This window comes from Moorena sp. SIO3E8 (genome assembly GCF_010692445.1).
Classification (GTDB): domain Bacteria; phylum Cyanobacteriota; class Cyanobacteriia; order Cyanobacteriales; family Coleofasciculaceae; genus Moorena; species Moorena bouillonii.
Map to the genome: position 1 here is coordinate 1 of NZ_JAAHHM010000062.1, position 13,741 is coordinate 13,741.

General features: G+C 40.4%; 15 protein-coding genes and 1 pseudogene. 12 read left to right on the forward strand and 4 right to left on the reverse strand.

Annotation, left to right across the window (positions count from 1 at the left end; genetic code table 11):
• The 8 genes and pseudogenes from F6K46_RS23005 to F6K46_RS23045 form a co-directional block, all read left to right on the forward strand.
• Positions 1–164, forward strand: a pseudogene (locus tag F6K46_RS23005) (IS4 family transposase); the annotation flags it as partial.
• A 203-nt stretch (positions 165–367) separates the two neighbouring features.
• On the forward strand, positions 368–511 hold the full coding sequence (locus tag F6K46_RS23010; protein ID WP_198954369.1) for a hypothetical protein: 144 nt from the start codon (positions 368–370) through the stop codon (positions 509–511).
• A 643-nt stretch (positions 512–1,154) separates the two neighbouring features.
• A complete protein-coding gene (locus F6K46_RS23020) occupies positions 1,155–2,045 on the forward strand; it encodes a hypothetical protein (RefSeq protein ID WP_293061400.1) in 891 nt (296 codons plus the stop codon).
• A gap of 81 nt (positions 2,046–2,126) precedes the next feature.
• Positions 2,127–3,266: a hypothetical protein gene (locus F6K46_RS23025; RefSeq protein WP_293061401.1), complete on the forward strand. Its 1,140-nt coding sequence runs from the start codon at positions 2,127–2,129 to the stop codon at positions 3,264–3,266.
• Between the two features lie 74 nt (positions 3,267–3,340).
• Positions 3,341–5,386: a contractile injection system tape measure protein gene (locus tag F6K46_RS23030; RefSeq protein WP_293061403.1), complete on the forward strand. Its 2,046-nt coding sequence runs from the start codon at positions 3,341–3,343 to the stop codon at positions 5,384–5,386.
• Positions 5,387–5,497: 111 nt separating this feature from the next.
• A complete protein-coding gene (locus tag F6K46_RS23035) occupies positions 5,498–6,334 on the forward strand; it encodes a contractile injection system tape measure protein (RefSeq protein WP_366510754.1) in 837 nt (278 codons plus the stop codon).
• Positions 6,335–6,515: 181 nt separating this feature from the next.
• Positions 6,516–6,701: a hypothetical protein gene (locus F6K46_RS23040; protein WP_293061405.1), complete on the forward strand. Its 186-nt coding sequence runs from the start codon at positions 6,516–6,518 to the stop codon at positions 6,699–6,701.
• A complete protein-coding gene (locus F6K46_RS23045) occupies positions 6,665–6,913 on the forward strand; it encodes a hypothetical protein (RefSeq protein ID WP_293061410.1) in 249 nt (82 codons plus the stop codon). Before F6K46_RS23040 ends, F6K46_RS23045 begins: the two co-directional genes overlap by 37 nt.
• Positions 6,914–6,916: 3 nt before the next feature.
• Here the strand turns inward: F6K46_RS23045 and F6K46_RS23050 are convergent, their stop codons facing one another.
• The gene (locus F6K46_RS23050) at positions 6,917–8,257 is read right to left on the reverse strand and encodes a TldD/PmbA family protein (protein WP_293061412.1); all 1,341 of its coding nucleotides are present in this window, start codon (positions 8,255–8,257) and stop codon (positions 6,917–6,919) included.
• 367 nt (positions 8,258–8,624) lie between these two features.
• Positions 8,625–10,094, reverse strand: coding sequence for a TldD/PmbA family protein (locus tag F6K46_RS23055; RefSeq protein ID WP_293061414.1), 1,470 nt, complete (start codon positions 10,092–10,094; stop codon positions 8,625–8,627).
• A gap of 165 nt (positions 10,095–10,259) precedes the next feature.
• On the opposite strand from F6K46_RS23055, the gene F6K46_RS23060 reads away from it, so the two are divergent.
• Positions 10,260–10,646 (forward strand): VOC family protein, encoded by a 387-nt coding sequence (locus tag F6K46_RS23060; protein WP_293061416.1) that lies wholly within the window; start codon positions 10,260–10,262, stop codon positions 10,644–10,646.
• On the opposite strand, the gene F6K46_RS23065 is transcribed toward F6K46_RS23060, so the two are convergent.
• A complete protein-coding gene (locus F6K46_RS23065) occupies positions 10,626–10,760 on the reverse strand; it encodes a hypothetical protein (protein ID WP_293061418.1) in 135 nt (44 codons plus the stop codon). The genes F6K46_RS23060 and F6K46_RS23065 overlap by 21 nt on opposite strands.
• A 371-nt stretch (positions 10,761–11,131) precedes the next feature.
• Between F6K46_RS23065 and F6K46_RS23070 the strand changes: the two genes are divergently transcribed.
• Both F6K46_RS23070 and F6K46_RS23075 read left to right on the forward strand, forming a co-directional pair.
• Complete coding sequence (locus F6K46_RS23070; protein WP_293061419.1) at positions 11,132–11,674, forward strand: DUF29 domain-containing protein; 543 nt, start codon at positions 11,132–11,134, stop codon at positions 11,672–11,674.
• Positions 11,675–11,701: 27 nt separating this feature from the next.
• Positions 11,702–11,953 carry a hypothetical protein gene (locus tag F6K46_RS23075; RefSeq protein WP_293117387.1) on the forward strand — a complete coding sequence of 84 codons (252 nt, stop codon included), beginning with the start codon at positions 11,702–11,704 and terminating at the stop codon, positions 11,951–11,953.
• Positions 11,954–12,084: 131 nt separating this feature from the next.
• Here F6K46_RS23075 and F6K46_RS23080 read toward each other — a convergent pair whose 3' ends face one another.
• Positions 12,085–12,822: a PEP-CTERM sorting domain-containing protein gene (locus tag F6K46_RS23080; RefSeq protein ID WP_293061420.1), complete on the reverse strand. Its 738-nt coding sequence runs from the start codon at positions 12,820–12,822 to the stop codon at positions 12,085–12,087.
• A 573-nt stretch (positions 12,823–13,395) separates the two neighbouring features.
• Between F6K46_RS23080 and F6K46_RS23085 the strand changes: the two genes are divergently transcribed.
• Positions 13,396–13,548, forward strand: a complete 153-nt coding sequence (locus tag F6K46_RS23085) for a hypothetical protein (protein WP_293061421.1) — start codon at positions 13,396–13,398, stop codon at positions 13,546–13,548.
• The last annotated feature ends 193 nt before the right edge of the window (positions 13,549–13,741 follow it).

Genomic DNA, 13,741 nt, shown 5'->3' on the forward strand with positions numbered 1-13,741 from the left:
GGAGACATAGCAGTTTTTACATTGGTTTATATGGTCAAACCTGGGTAAAGTTTAAGGATTGTTGTCTAGAATTAGTAACCGAATTAATGAGACTCAATCCTAATAAACGAAAGTATTATCAACGAGGTATAAGGGCTAGGTTGCTTATAGAATCTGCATTTTAGCTTATTTCGTCGCCCCCTCAGCTATAATATACTATAGCGGTTTTAATAGTAACGAAGTACAGAGGATTTTTTACCACTTCCGACTTCCCTCTTCTTTCTTCCCTACTCCCTACTCCCTACTCCCTACTCCCTAAAACCCAATAATTTGCACCTCACCCAATTTAAAACTGCTGTATTGTAACCCATCCTCGTCAACAAGGAACATGAAAGAACAACTAGAAAAACGCCTAAACCAACTAAAAGCCGAATTTGCATCAGGACAAAAAGTCCTAGCCGATTTAGAAGCCAAACAAGCAAATGTTCGTGAAACATTACTCCGCATCCAAGGAGCAATTCAGGTATTATAAGAAGAGCTAACTAAACAGAATAGTGCTACCTCTAAATCAGACAATTTGCAAGGATTAGAAACCGAGGCTTTAGCAACACACCCTCAGAACAAGGATTAAATGCTGTAGGATCAGGGATGAAGATATTTTATAGATTTCTGTGAGCGAAACCGTCTACATTGAAACCAGTATAATAGGATTTATCCACTATTTGTACACCTTATGAATTAATGGTAGAATAAAAATGTGGAGAGATTAAATTCTAGAAGAGATCTACAGAATTCGAGAGGAACACGCTAGAACTTTCAATTACGATTTGAAAGCCATCTGTGATGACTTACGGAAACGACAAACGGCAAGCAACAGAAAAATTATTTCCAAACCCCTTAGGCGACCGGATTTACCTTTAATGTCCCAAGAAGGCTCACGCTCTATCTGATAGGAAAGCATAGTCGATTGCAGCTCAGGCTGTGCAATAGCATCAACAAAAACCCAGAAAGCCAAAAAATGGCTTATGCCTTCCCATTATTGCGCTGTAGCTACCCTGCGGGAAGCTGCTCAACGAGCATCATAGGTACACGCTCCATTGTACCTGATATAGCGGTCTTCAAATGGGCACGAATTCCCTGTTCCCTGTCCCCAACTTCTGTAAGAAGCTACTATCATGACTGAAAACCTTACCATCTCCAACGCTCCCCCAGAACATCCTGGGATGAATTTCGCCTTATTGCGACAAGAAGGAATCAAGCACATAGAACGCCTAGGGGGGAAACTGTGGACAGACTACAATACCCACGATCCTGGCATTACAACCTTAGAACAACTCTGCTATGCCATCACGGATTTAAGCTATCGCCTTGACTTCGAGATCAAAGACTTGCTTGCACCTGCTCCTGGAGAAAACAGGAAACAGTTTTTCACCGCCAGAGAAATCCTCACCGTTAATCCCCTCACAATTAATGATTATCGCAAACTGCTAATCGACATTGATGGTGTTAAAAATGCATGGGTTAAACCCATTAAGAATTCACCGCCCCCAATTTATTACGATTCGCTTCGTCATACCTTAACTTTTGAAGCTTCTAAACGCACTCAGCAAGTCAACTTAAATGGACTTTATCGGGTACTAATCGAAAAAGACAAAAATGTCTCTGATGAAGCGAGTCTCATAGAAAAAGTAAAATCTAAACTTAATCAGCATCGGAATTTGTGTGAAGATTTTGACACAGTTGAAATCTTACCCATTGAAGAAATCACCATCAAAGCCGATATCGAGATTGAAGAAGGCTTCGAGGTTAATGAATTAATGGCACAGATATATTTTGGCTTAGATAAATTTATTTCTCCTAACCTAAAATTTTTAACCTTAAAAGAACTACTGGATCAAGGCAAAACTCCTGAAGCAATCTTTGATGGTGTCCCCCTGGAACATGGCTTCATTGACGATGAAAAACTTGATAGTTTTATCAAGAAAGACCAACTGCACACCTCTGACATAATTCGGATTATTTTAGATATTCCAGGGATAAAAACTGTTATAATAATTACTATTTAAAGCGACAATTCATCTGAATTAGAAGAAACGGCGTTAGCATTAGAGCCTAATCTAACACCCCAACTCAAAGATATAGATGGCTTGACAAGTAACATTACCTTTTACAAAGGACAAATTCCGTGCAATCTGAACCTGAATAAAGCTAAAATTTATCTGAAATCCTTACAACAAAAAAACACAAAAACATCATCAAGCACACAAACAAAAGATATCCCCATCCCAGTGGGACAATACCGAGAATTATCTGACTATGAATCAATCCAAAATGATTTTCCTGCTACTTACGGTATTGGAGAAATAGGTTTACCGGCTTCCGCATCTCCCAAACGCAAGGCTCAAGCCAAGCAGCTACAAGCTTATTTAATGTTTTTTGACCAACTTTTAGCTAACTATTTTGCTCAATTAGATCATGCTAAAGATTTATTCTCTTTTCAAACTAAGAACAATACAACCTACTTTTACCAGGAACTTTATAGCATTCCAGGTGCGCCAGAAATCCTCAACTTTGAGCAAAATTCACCAGAAGATCAATGGAATGATATTGATAAGATAATAAAAAACCGTTTCCTAGATCATTTAATGGCACAGTTTTGTGAAAAGTTCACAGATTATTCTTTACTTTTATATGAATCAATTCTGGATGAAAAACTGATTGATGATAAAATTAGTTTCTTACAAAATTATCCCCAAATTAGCGCTGGGAGGGGTAAAGCCTTTAATTACACTGATTCCAGTCAGGTTTGGGATACAGAAAACGTATCGGGACTAAAACAAAGAATTTGTAGTTTACTAGGAATTCCTTACCATCGAAAAACTTTGGCTCTCTGCAATGAATCGGATGAAACCGAAGGTTTCCATATAGTCGAACATATTTTACTTCGTCCTCGCAGCAGTAACGACCCCGACTCAGACGAGAATTTTTCAGAATTTAAATCAAACACAGATTCAAACACAGATTCAAACACAATAGATCCTTACTCTTTCCAACTCAGTTTTGTATTCCCGGATTGGCTGCATCGCTTTCAAGAAGAAAACTTTAAACAGCTAATTTATAACATTATCAGTGCCGAAATACCCGCCCATATAACCCCTTATTGCCACTGGTTAGACAAACCTAATATGATAAAATTTGAAAATGCCTACCAGCTCTGGCTAAATACAAAAATGGATAAAAATTCAACTAATAACCTGATAGAATTTTTGGGAAATGGTAGTATTTAAAATCTACCATTTAATGTTTTAGGATATATGACTATCGGCACAGATTTTGAAGTTATTTGTTAAAGCATTTGGAAGTGAACCAACAACGACATATTATCAAAAAACAGATTATAGAACTTAATTTAAGTTCACAGCAAGGTGCTTTTGAACTGCAAAATCAGGTAAGTAGACTATATCGCCGTAAAGTCCTCCCCCTGATTGATAATTTGTTTAATCAGTTCAGCGATTCAGACACAATCTATCGAATTAATACCCTAGAAATAAACTTGGGAAATATCGATATCAATAATCTTGAACAGGAATTGATTGACAAAATCATAGAACAAATTCAACAGCAATTAGCAGAACAAATTAGCCACTCAAGTTCCAGTTTGTCAACACAGCCACAACCTAAGACTGAGTTGGGTGAGTCTTCACCACTGCTTCGTAGAACAGAGGGAGAGACGGGGGAAAATATAGAAGTAAATAAAATTACCTCTGTAAGTGCAACTCGCTATCAAAGACTATCTGATCAAATTGGCAAATCAGAGATTGCTAGTAAAAGAGCTTTACAACTAGAGATTTTTAGCTACTTTATCCAAACAGGTTTGCTACCCTGGTGGGCAGAAAACTTAAGCAAACAAGAGCTAGAAGACTATTGCGATCGCCTGATCACCAATTCCCCAAATCAGGTCAAGTCTATTGTTGAGCAAAGCCTAAAAAATCCCAAGCAATTGCAGCGCCTTATTTACCAATTTTCCGATTCAACACTCCTAAAAATAGCCGGATTGTTTACTGGGGATTCAGTCCCGTTTATTGCCGACTATAATACAGACATAAAACCGGTCTTGGCACAGCTAGAGCAGACGAAAAATATTCCGGCAGCCAAATTGAGATTGGAGATATGGCAAGGATTATTGTTGAGTATCTCCTCAGATAGTAAGACTCAAGTAGATAAACTCAAATTAGTCCAAGACAATTTATTACATATTGCCACTAGTAATCGGATTAAATATCCTGAGTTTTTAAGGAATCTTGTTGCAAAGATAAAGAATCTAGTCAGACAAGGAAAAGATTTTAAAAGTACACTTCCCGAAATTTTAGATAGAATCCAAATCCCTAGCCAAGATACACAGTTGATTAGAGCAGAAGAAAGAGCTTCACAACTAGAGATTTTTAGCGACTTTATCCAAACCGGTATACTCCCCGAAAACTTCAGCAAACAAGAGCTAGAAGACTATTGCGATCGCCTGATCACCAATTCCCCAAATCAGGTAAAGTCTCTTGTTAAGCTTTGCTTAAAGAATACCAAGCAATTGCAGCGCCTTATTTTCCAATTTTCCGATTCAATACTCCTAAAAATAGCCGGATTGTTTACTGGGGATTCAGTCCAGTTTATTGCCGACTATAATACAGACATAAAACCTATATTGGAACAGCTAGAGCAGACCAGAAATATTCCGGCAGCCAAATTGCGATCAGAGAGATGGCAAGGATTATTGTTCAGTATTTCCTCAGATAGTAAGACTCAAGTAGATAAGTTCAGATTAATCCAAGCTAACTTATTACATATTGCCACCAGTAATCGGATTAATTATCCTGAGTTTTTAAAGAATATTGTTGCCAAGATAGAGCATCTAGTCAGACAAGGAAAAAGATTTAAAAGCACACTTCCAGAACTCTTAGATAGAATCCAAATCTCTAGCCAAGATACACAGTTGATTAGAGCAGAAGCAAGAGCTTCACAACTAGAGATTTTTAGCGACTTTATCCAAACAGGTATACTCCCCGAAAATGTCAGCAAACAAGAGCTAGAACAATATTGCGATCGCCTGATCACCAATTCCCCAAATCAGATCAAGTCTATTGTTAAGCTTTGCTTCAAAAATCCCAAGCAATTGCAGCGTGTTATTTACCAATTTTCCGATTCAACACTCCTCAAAATAGCCGGATTATTTACTGGGGATTTAGTCCCGTTTATTGCCGACTATAATACAGACATCAAACCTGTCTTGGAACAGCTAGAGCAGACGAGAAATATTCCGGCAGCCAAATTGCGATTAGAAATATGGCAAGGAATACTTTTCAGTATCTCCTCACAGAGTAATACTAAAGTAGATAAGTTCAAGTTAATCGAATAAAGTTTATTACATATTGCCACCAGTAATCGGATTAACTATCCTGAGTTTTTAAAGAATATTGTTGCCAAGATAGAGCATCTAGTCAGACAAGGAAAAGGATTTAAAAGTCAACTGACAGAAATCTTAGATAGAATCCAAATCCCTAGCCAAGAGACACAGTTTATTAAAGAAAGGGAACAACTGGAACACCTATTAAGGGAATTGCAACACCTTGATTTAAATAGTCAGATATTACCCCAACATAAACAGCAAATTAATCAACTTAAGAATGAAATAGAAATATTACTAAATGAAATCAATAATTCTGCCCAAGTCCAAAGGTCATCAGACCTGATTACACGCTTCAAACAACTACAGAAAACTTGTCAAACTCTTAAACTCAACATCCAACAAGAACTCAAGTCCGAGCAAACCAGATTTCCAGATGTTGTCAATACTTTTAGTGACTCTGATGAAATCTACATTTATAATGCAGGATTAATTTTACTATGGCCATTTCTGAATCGCTTCTTTGTCAAAATAGGATTGGTACAAGATAAGATTTTTATTAATACCATATCTGCTGAACGAGCAGCCCTTTTACTCCAGTATTTAGTTGATAACTCAACAGAAATACCAGAACACAGTTTACCTCTTAATAAAATACTATGCGGTATAGATTTATTAGAACCTATAGACACCAATTTAGAAATCACTGCACAAGAACGAGCAGAATGTGAAAATTTGTTATCTGCTGTGATTCAAAATTGGTCTATTTTGAAAAATACATCAATAGAAGGATTTAGAAAAGCTTTTTTGCAGAGAAACGGTATTGTGAGAATTCGTGATGGTAGTTGGCTGCTACAGGTTGAACGTGAAACTTACGATATTTTACTAGATAGAATTCCTTGGAGCATACGAGTTGTCAAGCTGCCGTGGATGGATAACATTTTATACGTAGAGTGGTAAGCTGTAGGGAACAGGGAACAGGGAATAGGGAATATCAAGTCTGGTTGAATACCCATAATTAAGGAGAGGGTGGGGAGATGGGGAGATGGGGAGATGGGGAGATGGGGAGATGGGGAGATGGGGAGATGGGGAGATGGGGAGATGGGGAGATTTTTATTAAGGGTAATTATCCTGACATGATATGATAACCAATTTAAATGCGCGACAGCTTAGCCGGGTAGTTAATCTCAAAAAAATTAGCATTCAGCTGATAGCTGAATGCTTAAAAAAGTTACTAACTTTTCAGTTTTATCAATCAACCGTCAACCGTCAACCTCTTAACCTTCAACCTTGGCCAAAAGGCCACGCTACGCGAACAACCTCTTAACCTTCAACCGTCAACCTCTTAACCTTCAACCTTCAACCTTCAACCTTGGCCAAAAGGCCACGCTACGCGAACAACCTCTTAACCTTCAACCTTGGCCAAAAGGCCACGCTACGCGAACAACCTTCAACCTTGGCCAAAAGGCCACGCTACGCGAACAACCAAATAACCTTCAACCTTGGCCAAAAGGCCACGCTACGCGAACAACCTGTTAACCTTCAATCCCCAGTAATGGACAAACCATCAACCCAGATTTTTGGACACACTCCACCAGAGGTAAACTCAGGCTCTTTTTCCACATAAATAATGGATTTCAGCAGTTCCCGAAAATCTCCGGCTACGGTTGCGGAATCAATACTAGTTAATTCTCCTTTATTCACCATCCAACCATCAAAGGGTAGAGAAAAGGAACCTTCGAGTGCTTTAACTCCCGCATGAAGCGCATTCACCTCATCAATCCAAATCACATTTTCGGCTTGCTCCAAGCTGTACTCTTGTTCAGCAGATTGACCAGGAAAAACATGATAGAAATTAGGGCTAACTGTAACTTTTGCCCCCATATTGGCATGACCTGTTGGTTTAGCATTCAGGCGTTTGGCGCTGCCAGCACTGTGCAGAAAATTGCTTAACACCCCTTCTGTAATTATCGGTACTCGACGAGTAGGTGTTCCTTCTCCATCAAAATAGACCGGTGCCACATTCTTTGGATGTAGCTCATCATCACAGACAGAAAGCAAAGGAGAAGCAATTGGAGTACCTAGAGACTCTGGAGTCGAGAGGCTTTGCTTGTCTAGAATATTTTGAGCATTAAATAAATTAGAAAAAGCATTCAGTAGACTCAGGAAAGCTTCGGGAGAGAACACTACCCGATATTTTCCGGACTTAACTTTCTCATAGTTCAAGTGACTGATGGTTTTCTCAGCAGCTTCTTGCAGACAAGTCTGAATATCTAGAGTTTCTAAACCTTGACTAATCTTATAGGCACCAGCACTACGGGGCTTTTTCCCTTCTTCCTCAGTTTTGGTATAAAGATAAATGGAAGCCGAGGAGCTAGCTTGCTGGCGCAATGCCCCATCACTATTGAGATAAAAGCGCTCAACATCCCGTTGAGATAGTCCATTGTAAGGAACTCCGGCAATAGCTGAGTGAGCGTCCAGTAACTTTTTCTCTGAATCCAGTAGGGTTTCTACTAATTTGGATACTGGCTGTTGAGGCACTTGATTATTGGGAATCTCTGGAATCGATACTGTTGACTCAGGGCTAAAGTCTGGGGCGTTTTCCTTCACCCCAAAACTACTCGCCTCATAAGCGGTTTTTAAGGCTAGTTCCAACCCAGTTGGGTTGGTATCGGTAGTTGAAGTAATGCCTACTTTCTGGTCTTGATTCCAAACCCGTACAGTTACACCAGACCGATTAGATGCCTCAACCTGTTTTGGCTCACCCTGGTCTACTTGAACACCAGCTTCATCCACTGCAGAGCCATAAATATCGAATTTTTCAATTCCCAGGCGTTTAGCGATCGCAATCGCCGAATCAGCTATCTCATTAATCTTGGTCATCTTATGTTTAGATTGTGAATGTTTGGATTAACAAAAAAAAAGAGCCATGATATCAAATCCGGTTAATCACTTCGGATGTAAGCTATCAGCTATCAGCTATCAGCTATCAGCTTAAGCGCTACGCGCACGCTACTTGAGGTGCTAGCAGGCGGTTTAACTGCACGGGGTCGGATCAGTAAAACGAGCAGGGATTTTCAACCAGCCGTACCAGCACCCCCCAGCTGGTTTACTACCGACCGTTGATTAACTGACGGCTGATGACTGTTTGCGCAGCGTGCGCGTAGCGCATTAGCTGATCGCTTAGGATAAGTCTTCAACCGGAGATGATAGTCTAACACTAGTCCCAAAGCCTGGCTGCTGGGGTAACTTACCGTCCACCAACCGTAATCGAATCTACCTTGATATGAGGCTGACCGACGGTGACATAAACACTGCCGCTAATGGAACCACAGAAACCAGCGGCTAATCCTAAGTCTTTGGAACACATGGAAATCTTATTCATAATTTCCTTAGCTTCCCCAATCAGAATTGCCCCTTTCAGGGGTTTAGTGACTTTGCCATTTTCAATCAAATAGGCTTCATCGACACCAAAGTTAAATTCCCCAGTAGCACCAACACTACCACCGCCCATCCGCTTGCAGTAAATACCTTTATCGATAGACGCAAATAAATCCTCTACCTCGTAATCACCAGGAGCAATGTAGGTATTGCGCATCCGTGAAGCAGCAGCATAGGCATAATTCTGACGGCGGCCACTACCTGTTCTGGGGTGTCCAGTGAGCTGAGACCCTGCCCGGTCGGCGATAAAATTCTTCAGTATGCCATTTTCAATCAACAGAGTTCTTTGGGCTGGCATGCCCTCATCATCCATATCAATGGTTCCAAAGGCATTGTCAGATAACCCTTCATCCCAGGCAGTAAGGCTTTCGTTAGCAATCTTCTCGCCTTTTTTGTCAGCAAACGGAGTAGTTTTCCGCTCAATCTGGGTCGTTTCCAACAGGTGTCCACAGGCTTCATGGAAAATTACCCCACCAAAGGAATTCGCCATGATAATCGGGTAAGTACCAGACTCTACGTAATCCGCATAGAGCATCTTACCAGCGGATTCAGCAACTTCCTCAGCAGTAGCATTATAATCCCAGGCTCTTAGAAACTCTGGGTTACCGGTACTACCAGCACGCTTGCCAATCGAAGAGCGATGGTCACCATCAGCACATAGTAGGTTATATCCCACAGACTGAGTTAAACGAATATCTCTGGCAAAGGTACCATCACTAGCTGCCACCAAAACTTCCTGCCAATCCCGGAAATAAATAGCCCGTCGGGATTGGACATGGCTAGCCTTGCGCTGGAGTGCCCCATTGGCATCCAGGAGTACTTCTCCCATTTCTGCCATCGAACTGCAACCGGATAGCCAAGTGTCTTTGCCTTTAGCAGTAGCGTAATCCCGCAACAGTTCCAGGTTAGTTTCTGGGATAAAGGCATTAGGGGTAGGTAATTCCAGCCCTTGAATAGACAGGGCTTTCTCCAAAGCCGCTTTTAGCCCCGAAAAGGATAGGTCATTAGTGCTAACATAGCAATCTGACTTACCCCGAAACACTCGGATACCAGCACCAGAGGAAAGGCGGGGAGAAATGCTAGTAATGGCATCATCTTCAGCAAGACAGCTGATGTAGTTGACCCGTTCTAGGAAAAACTCAATGAAATCAGCACCAGCTGCTCGTCCTAATCCCAGGAGGGTGGAAAGGGGAGCTCTCCAGCTTTCATCAAAGCTTGAGGATGTGGATTGGTATTCCAGAGTAGGTAGTTCTTTGGATAGAAGTAGGGTTGGGGGCATAGATAATTTCCTTATCCTTTGGATATATATCCTTTTGATGATGGGTTTTATATCTGCCAGTCTAGCAAAATCCTCAAAAGTTGGTTGAATCTGGTTCCATACTATGGGGGATGAGCTTTGTTGATTTAAAATTATTTATCTATTACTTAATTTAAGATTAGTTTTATGAAGACTAAAGGATTTCACCATGTAGCGATTATTTGCTCAGATTATGAAAAATCGAAACAGTTTTATGTGGATATTTTAGGGTTTTCGATTATTGAAGAAACCTTCCGAGCTGCGAGAAAGTCTTATAAATTGGATTTACAAGTGGGTGATGGGGATAGGATTGAGTTATTTTCCTTTCCTAATCCTCCTGAACGAGTTAGTCGTCCTGAAGCTTGCGGATTGAGACATTTAGCATTTCAAGTAGATGATATTCAAGCGTCGGTGAATTATCTCAAATCCAAGGGTGTGGATGTAGAAAGGATTAGAATTGATGAGCATACTGGGAAGCGATTTACGTTTTTTCAAGACCCAGATGGATTGCCGTTAGAAATGTATGAAATTTAAATGGAATCGGGAATCGGAACCCACCCCTAACCCCTCCCAGGAGGGGAACGGGAATCGGGAATCGGGAATCGGGAGCAGGGAGCAGGGAGCAGTGTATTCATAATAGTAACCCACCCCTAACCCCTCCCAGGATGGGAAGTTAAAATATTGTATAATTTCCTAAGAAGTAAAATTTTCAAGGAAACTAAAGAAAATGTCTTGGGATAGCTACATCGATAATCTAAGAGGTTGTCTGAGAAGTCTCATTTGCTACATCCAAGCCCCCGTTGGTCCCCCGAGCGAGCAATCCCTCGGTCGGGGGACTTTTAGAAGCAAATTGACTCTTCCCCCAAAGTTGGGGGGCTAGGGGGGCAAAATTCAGTATCAAAAAACTTTTCAGATATCCTCTAATTGGACAATCTAAAGACGCTAATGGAAGGTAACAAAATAAGTATAGCGGTTTTTACCCTAATGAGGTACACATAATTTTTTACTTCTTCCCTCTTTTGACTTTACTGCTCCCTGCTCCCTGCTCCCTGCTCCCTGCTCCCTGTTCCCTGTTCCCTAAAACCAAAAAAATCCTTACTAGCTTGAAAACAGCTATGACTAAAACAACTGATCTATATTATCTGTATGATGTTGATAATGAAAAATGGTTAGTAGAAACTCTAAAAATACTAAAAGAAAAACGATTAGAAAATCTCGACTTAGAGCATTTAATTGAGGAATTAGAAGGATTGAGTCGTCGAGATAAATTAACAGTTGAAAGTTTTTTAGAGCAAATTATCAGACATTTATTACTCCTGAACTATTGGCAAGAGCAATATGACTATAACGCGAACCATTGGCAAGCGGAAATTATGAGCTTTAGAAGCCAACTGGACGAGTATTTAACTAAAAATCTCCGCAATCATTTACAAGAAAATCAAGCCAAAGTTTATAAAAAAGCCTTAAAATATGTCAGAAAAAAAACCGCTATGATGATTCAATTTCCTGAAGACTGTCCCTATGCTCTCGAACAATTATTAGATCAAGATTGGCTGCCTTAGTCAGCGCTCAGCAGTCAGCGGTCAGCTTTGTGGCATAGGCTTTGGCCTTGGCCAAAAGGCCACGCGGGGCGCGTTTGGCCACGCTGTGCGAACGACACTGAAACTTTCCTCAAATTAAAGGAATGCTTACCTCTTTTATTCTTAACGGTTTCCTCATCAACCGTGCCCATAGCGCATAAGCACCTCAAGTACCGTGGCACAGGCTTTGGCCTTGGCCAAAAGGCCACGCGGGGCGCGTTTGGCCACGCTGTGCGAACGAGGCTGGGACTAACCCATTAGCTGATAACTGAATGCTTACGATTGTTTTGCCTTGAGGACTAGAGGTCAATGAAAAAAACTCCTCTGGATAATTGAGGAGCGATCACCTATAAAAACCGATTAAAATTTTAACGTTTTGCTGTTGATATGCGTTACTTCAATTTACGTTTGAGAGCTGACCCAAAACCAAGAGAACCAGTAATAAGCAGACCTAAGACAGAAGCAGGTTCAGGCACAGGTGTTGTACATCCAAAACATGTAATCTCGAAATCAAAAGCACCATCACCTCCATCATTAGAACCACTTGCAAAATTAGTAACGATGGCTGTGTATTCGCCAGTTCCAGGCAAAGTTAAGGTTACTACAGCACGAGGATCTGCAAATGGTCCCGGATTAGGAATTTCATCATCAGCAAACTCTAGAAAGCCTGGGTCACCCCGATCAATATTTACATTAAATCCGCTAGCAAAGTCGGAAGTATCCTCGAAAAGACCTTCAAAAACCCAGAGAGCTGGATCTAAATCTTGCTCTATGCGGAGTGCTTCGATTGTAACTACATCTCCTTGATTGCCGAAAAAGTTAAAAAAACGACCTGTGGACTGGTCACTAAAAAAACCACTACTAGAAACAGCATCAAACTCAGGGATTCCGTCTTTTAAGGTCCCTTGGTAGGTGATAGATGCGGCGTCAGCTGGTGCAGCGGCAATCCCAGCGCCAGCCATGACACTGAGGGCGAGAGCGCCGCAGGTAAGGGGATTGGTGACTTTGTTGTTTATCAAACTATTAAGCATGATGATCATCTCCTGACAATTGACTATGTTTGCACGCAAAAACAGAGCAAGCTTTGAACTTGAACTTTGGACAAAAAGCACTTGAAGTCTTTTGAACAACGTTAGAGTAATTCAGGATTTACGCACCAAGACCCTTAAAACCCGGTTTATCGCTATAAATCAAAGGCTTAAATCCAGTTATTACGTTAAGAAACCAGGTTTCTGGATAAGTCAAGGGTCATTTTTATCAACAATCGTGATTTTGACAGTTACAGATTAAAAAAAAATCACAAAAATGCCTCTGTTAGTAGCGATAAAAAACCTGATTAGTCAACGCTACTAAATCGTGATTTTATTGATAATCCGTTTATTAATTAACCGGTCAGTTCATCTAAAAATCAAGCAGATCAAGTCAATTAGTTAGACCATCTAGACCCCAAGACTCACGCGAGCACCATGAACTGACCTATCGAAGACAGATAGTTTGAACCTGGATTTAAGTAATTAGGAGTTAAATCAACTCTTGGTATTGATGGCTTACTTGTCTCCAATCAAAATTTTATATCTAACTCAGAGAAAATTTATAACTTTCACGGAAAACTCACTAAACCTTTAACTATATAAAGCTTTGATAAAAAATTTTTTGATGAGATAAAATTAGATAGTTTTGCTCTCCTAGACTGATTCTAGTAAATGAGTAGTTTAAATCAGCTTAAGCCCTTAAATAGCAAGGGATTCAACAAAGGGATGCATGGCTACTCCCTACTCCCATCAACCCAGGAGGAAGTACCTCACCCAATTCAGAAACGCTATACTATGTTTACATCTCAAGTAAAAATGCTATAGATCACAAATTAACCATTAGTAGCAATTTGCCGTTAAAGAAGTCATACCACCCACATCAAGGTCTGTCTAGATTTGAGGTTAGCGTTCGCGAAGCGGTTCCAAAGGAACATCGCACTCTGTTAATGAGATGCTGACCACTAACCTATTTTTCCTCTTTGAATTAAGAATGTAGAATTAAGAATGTAGAATTAAG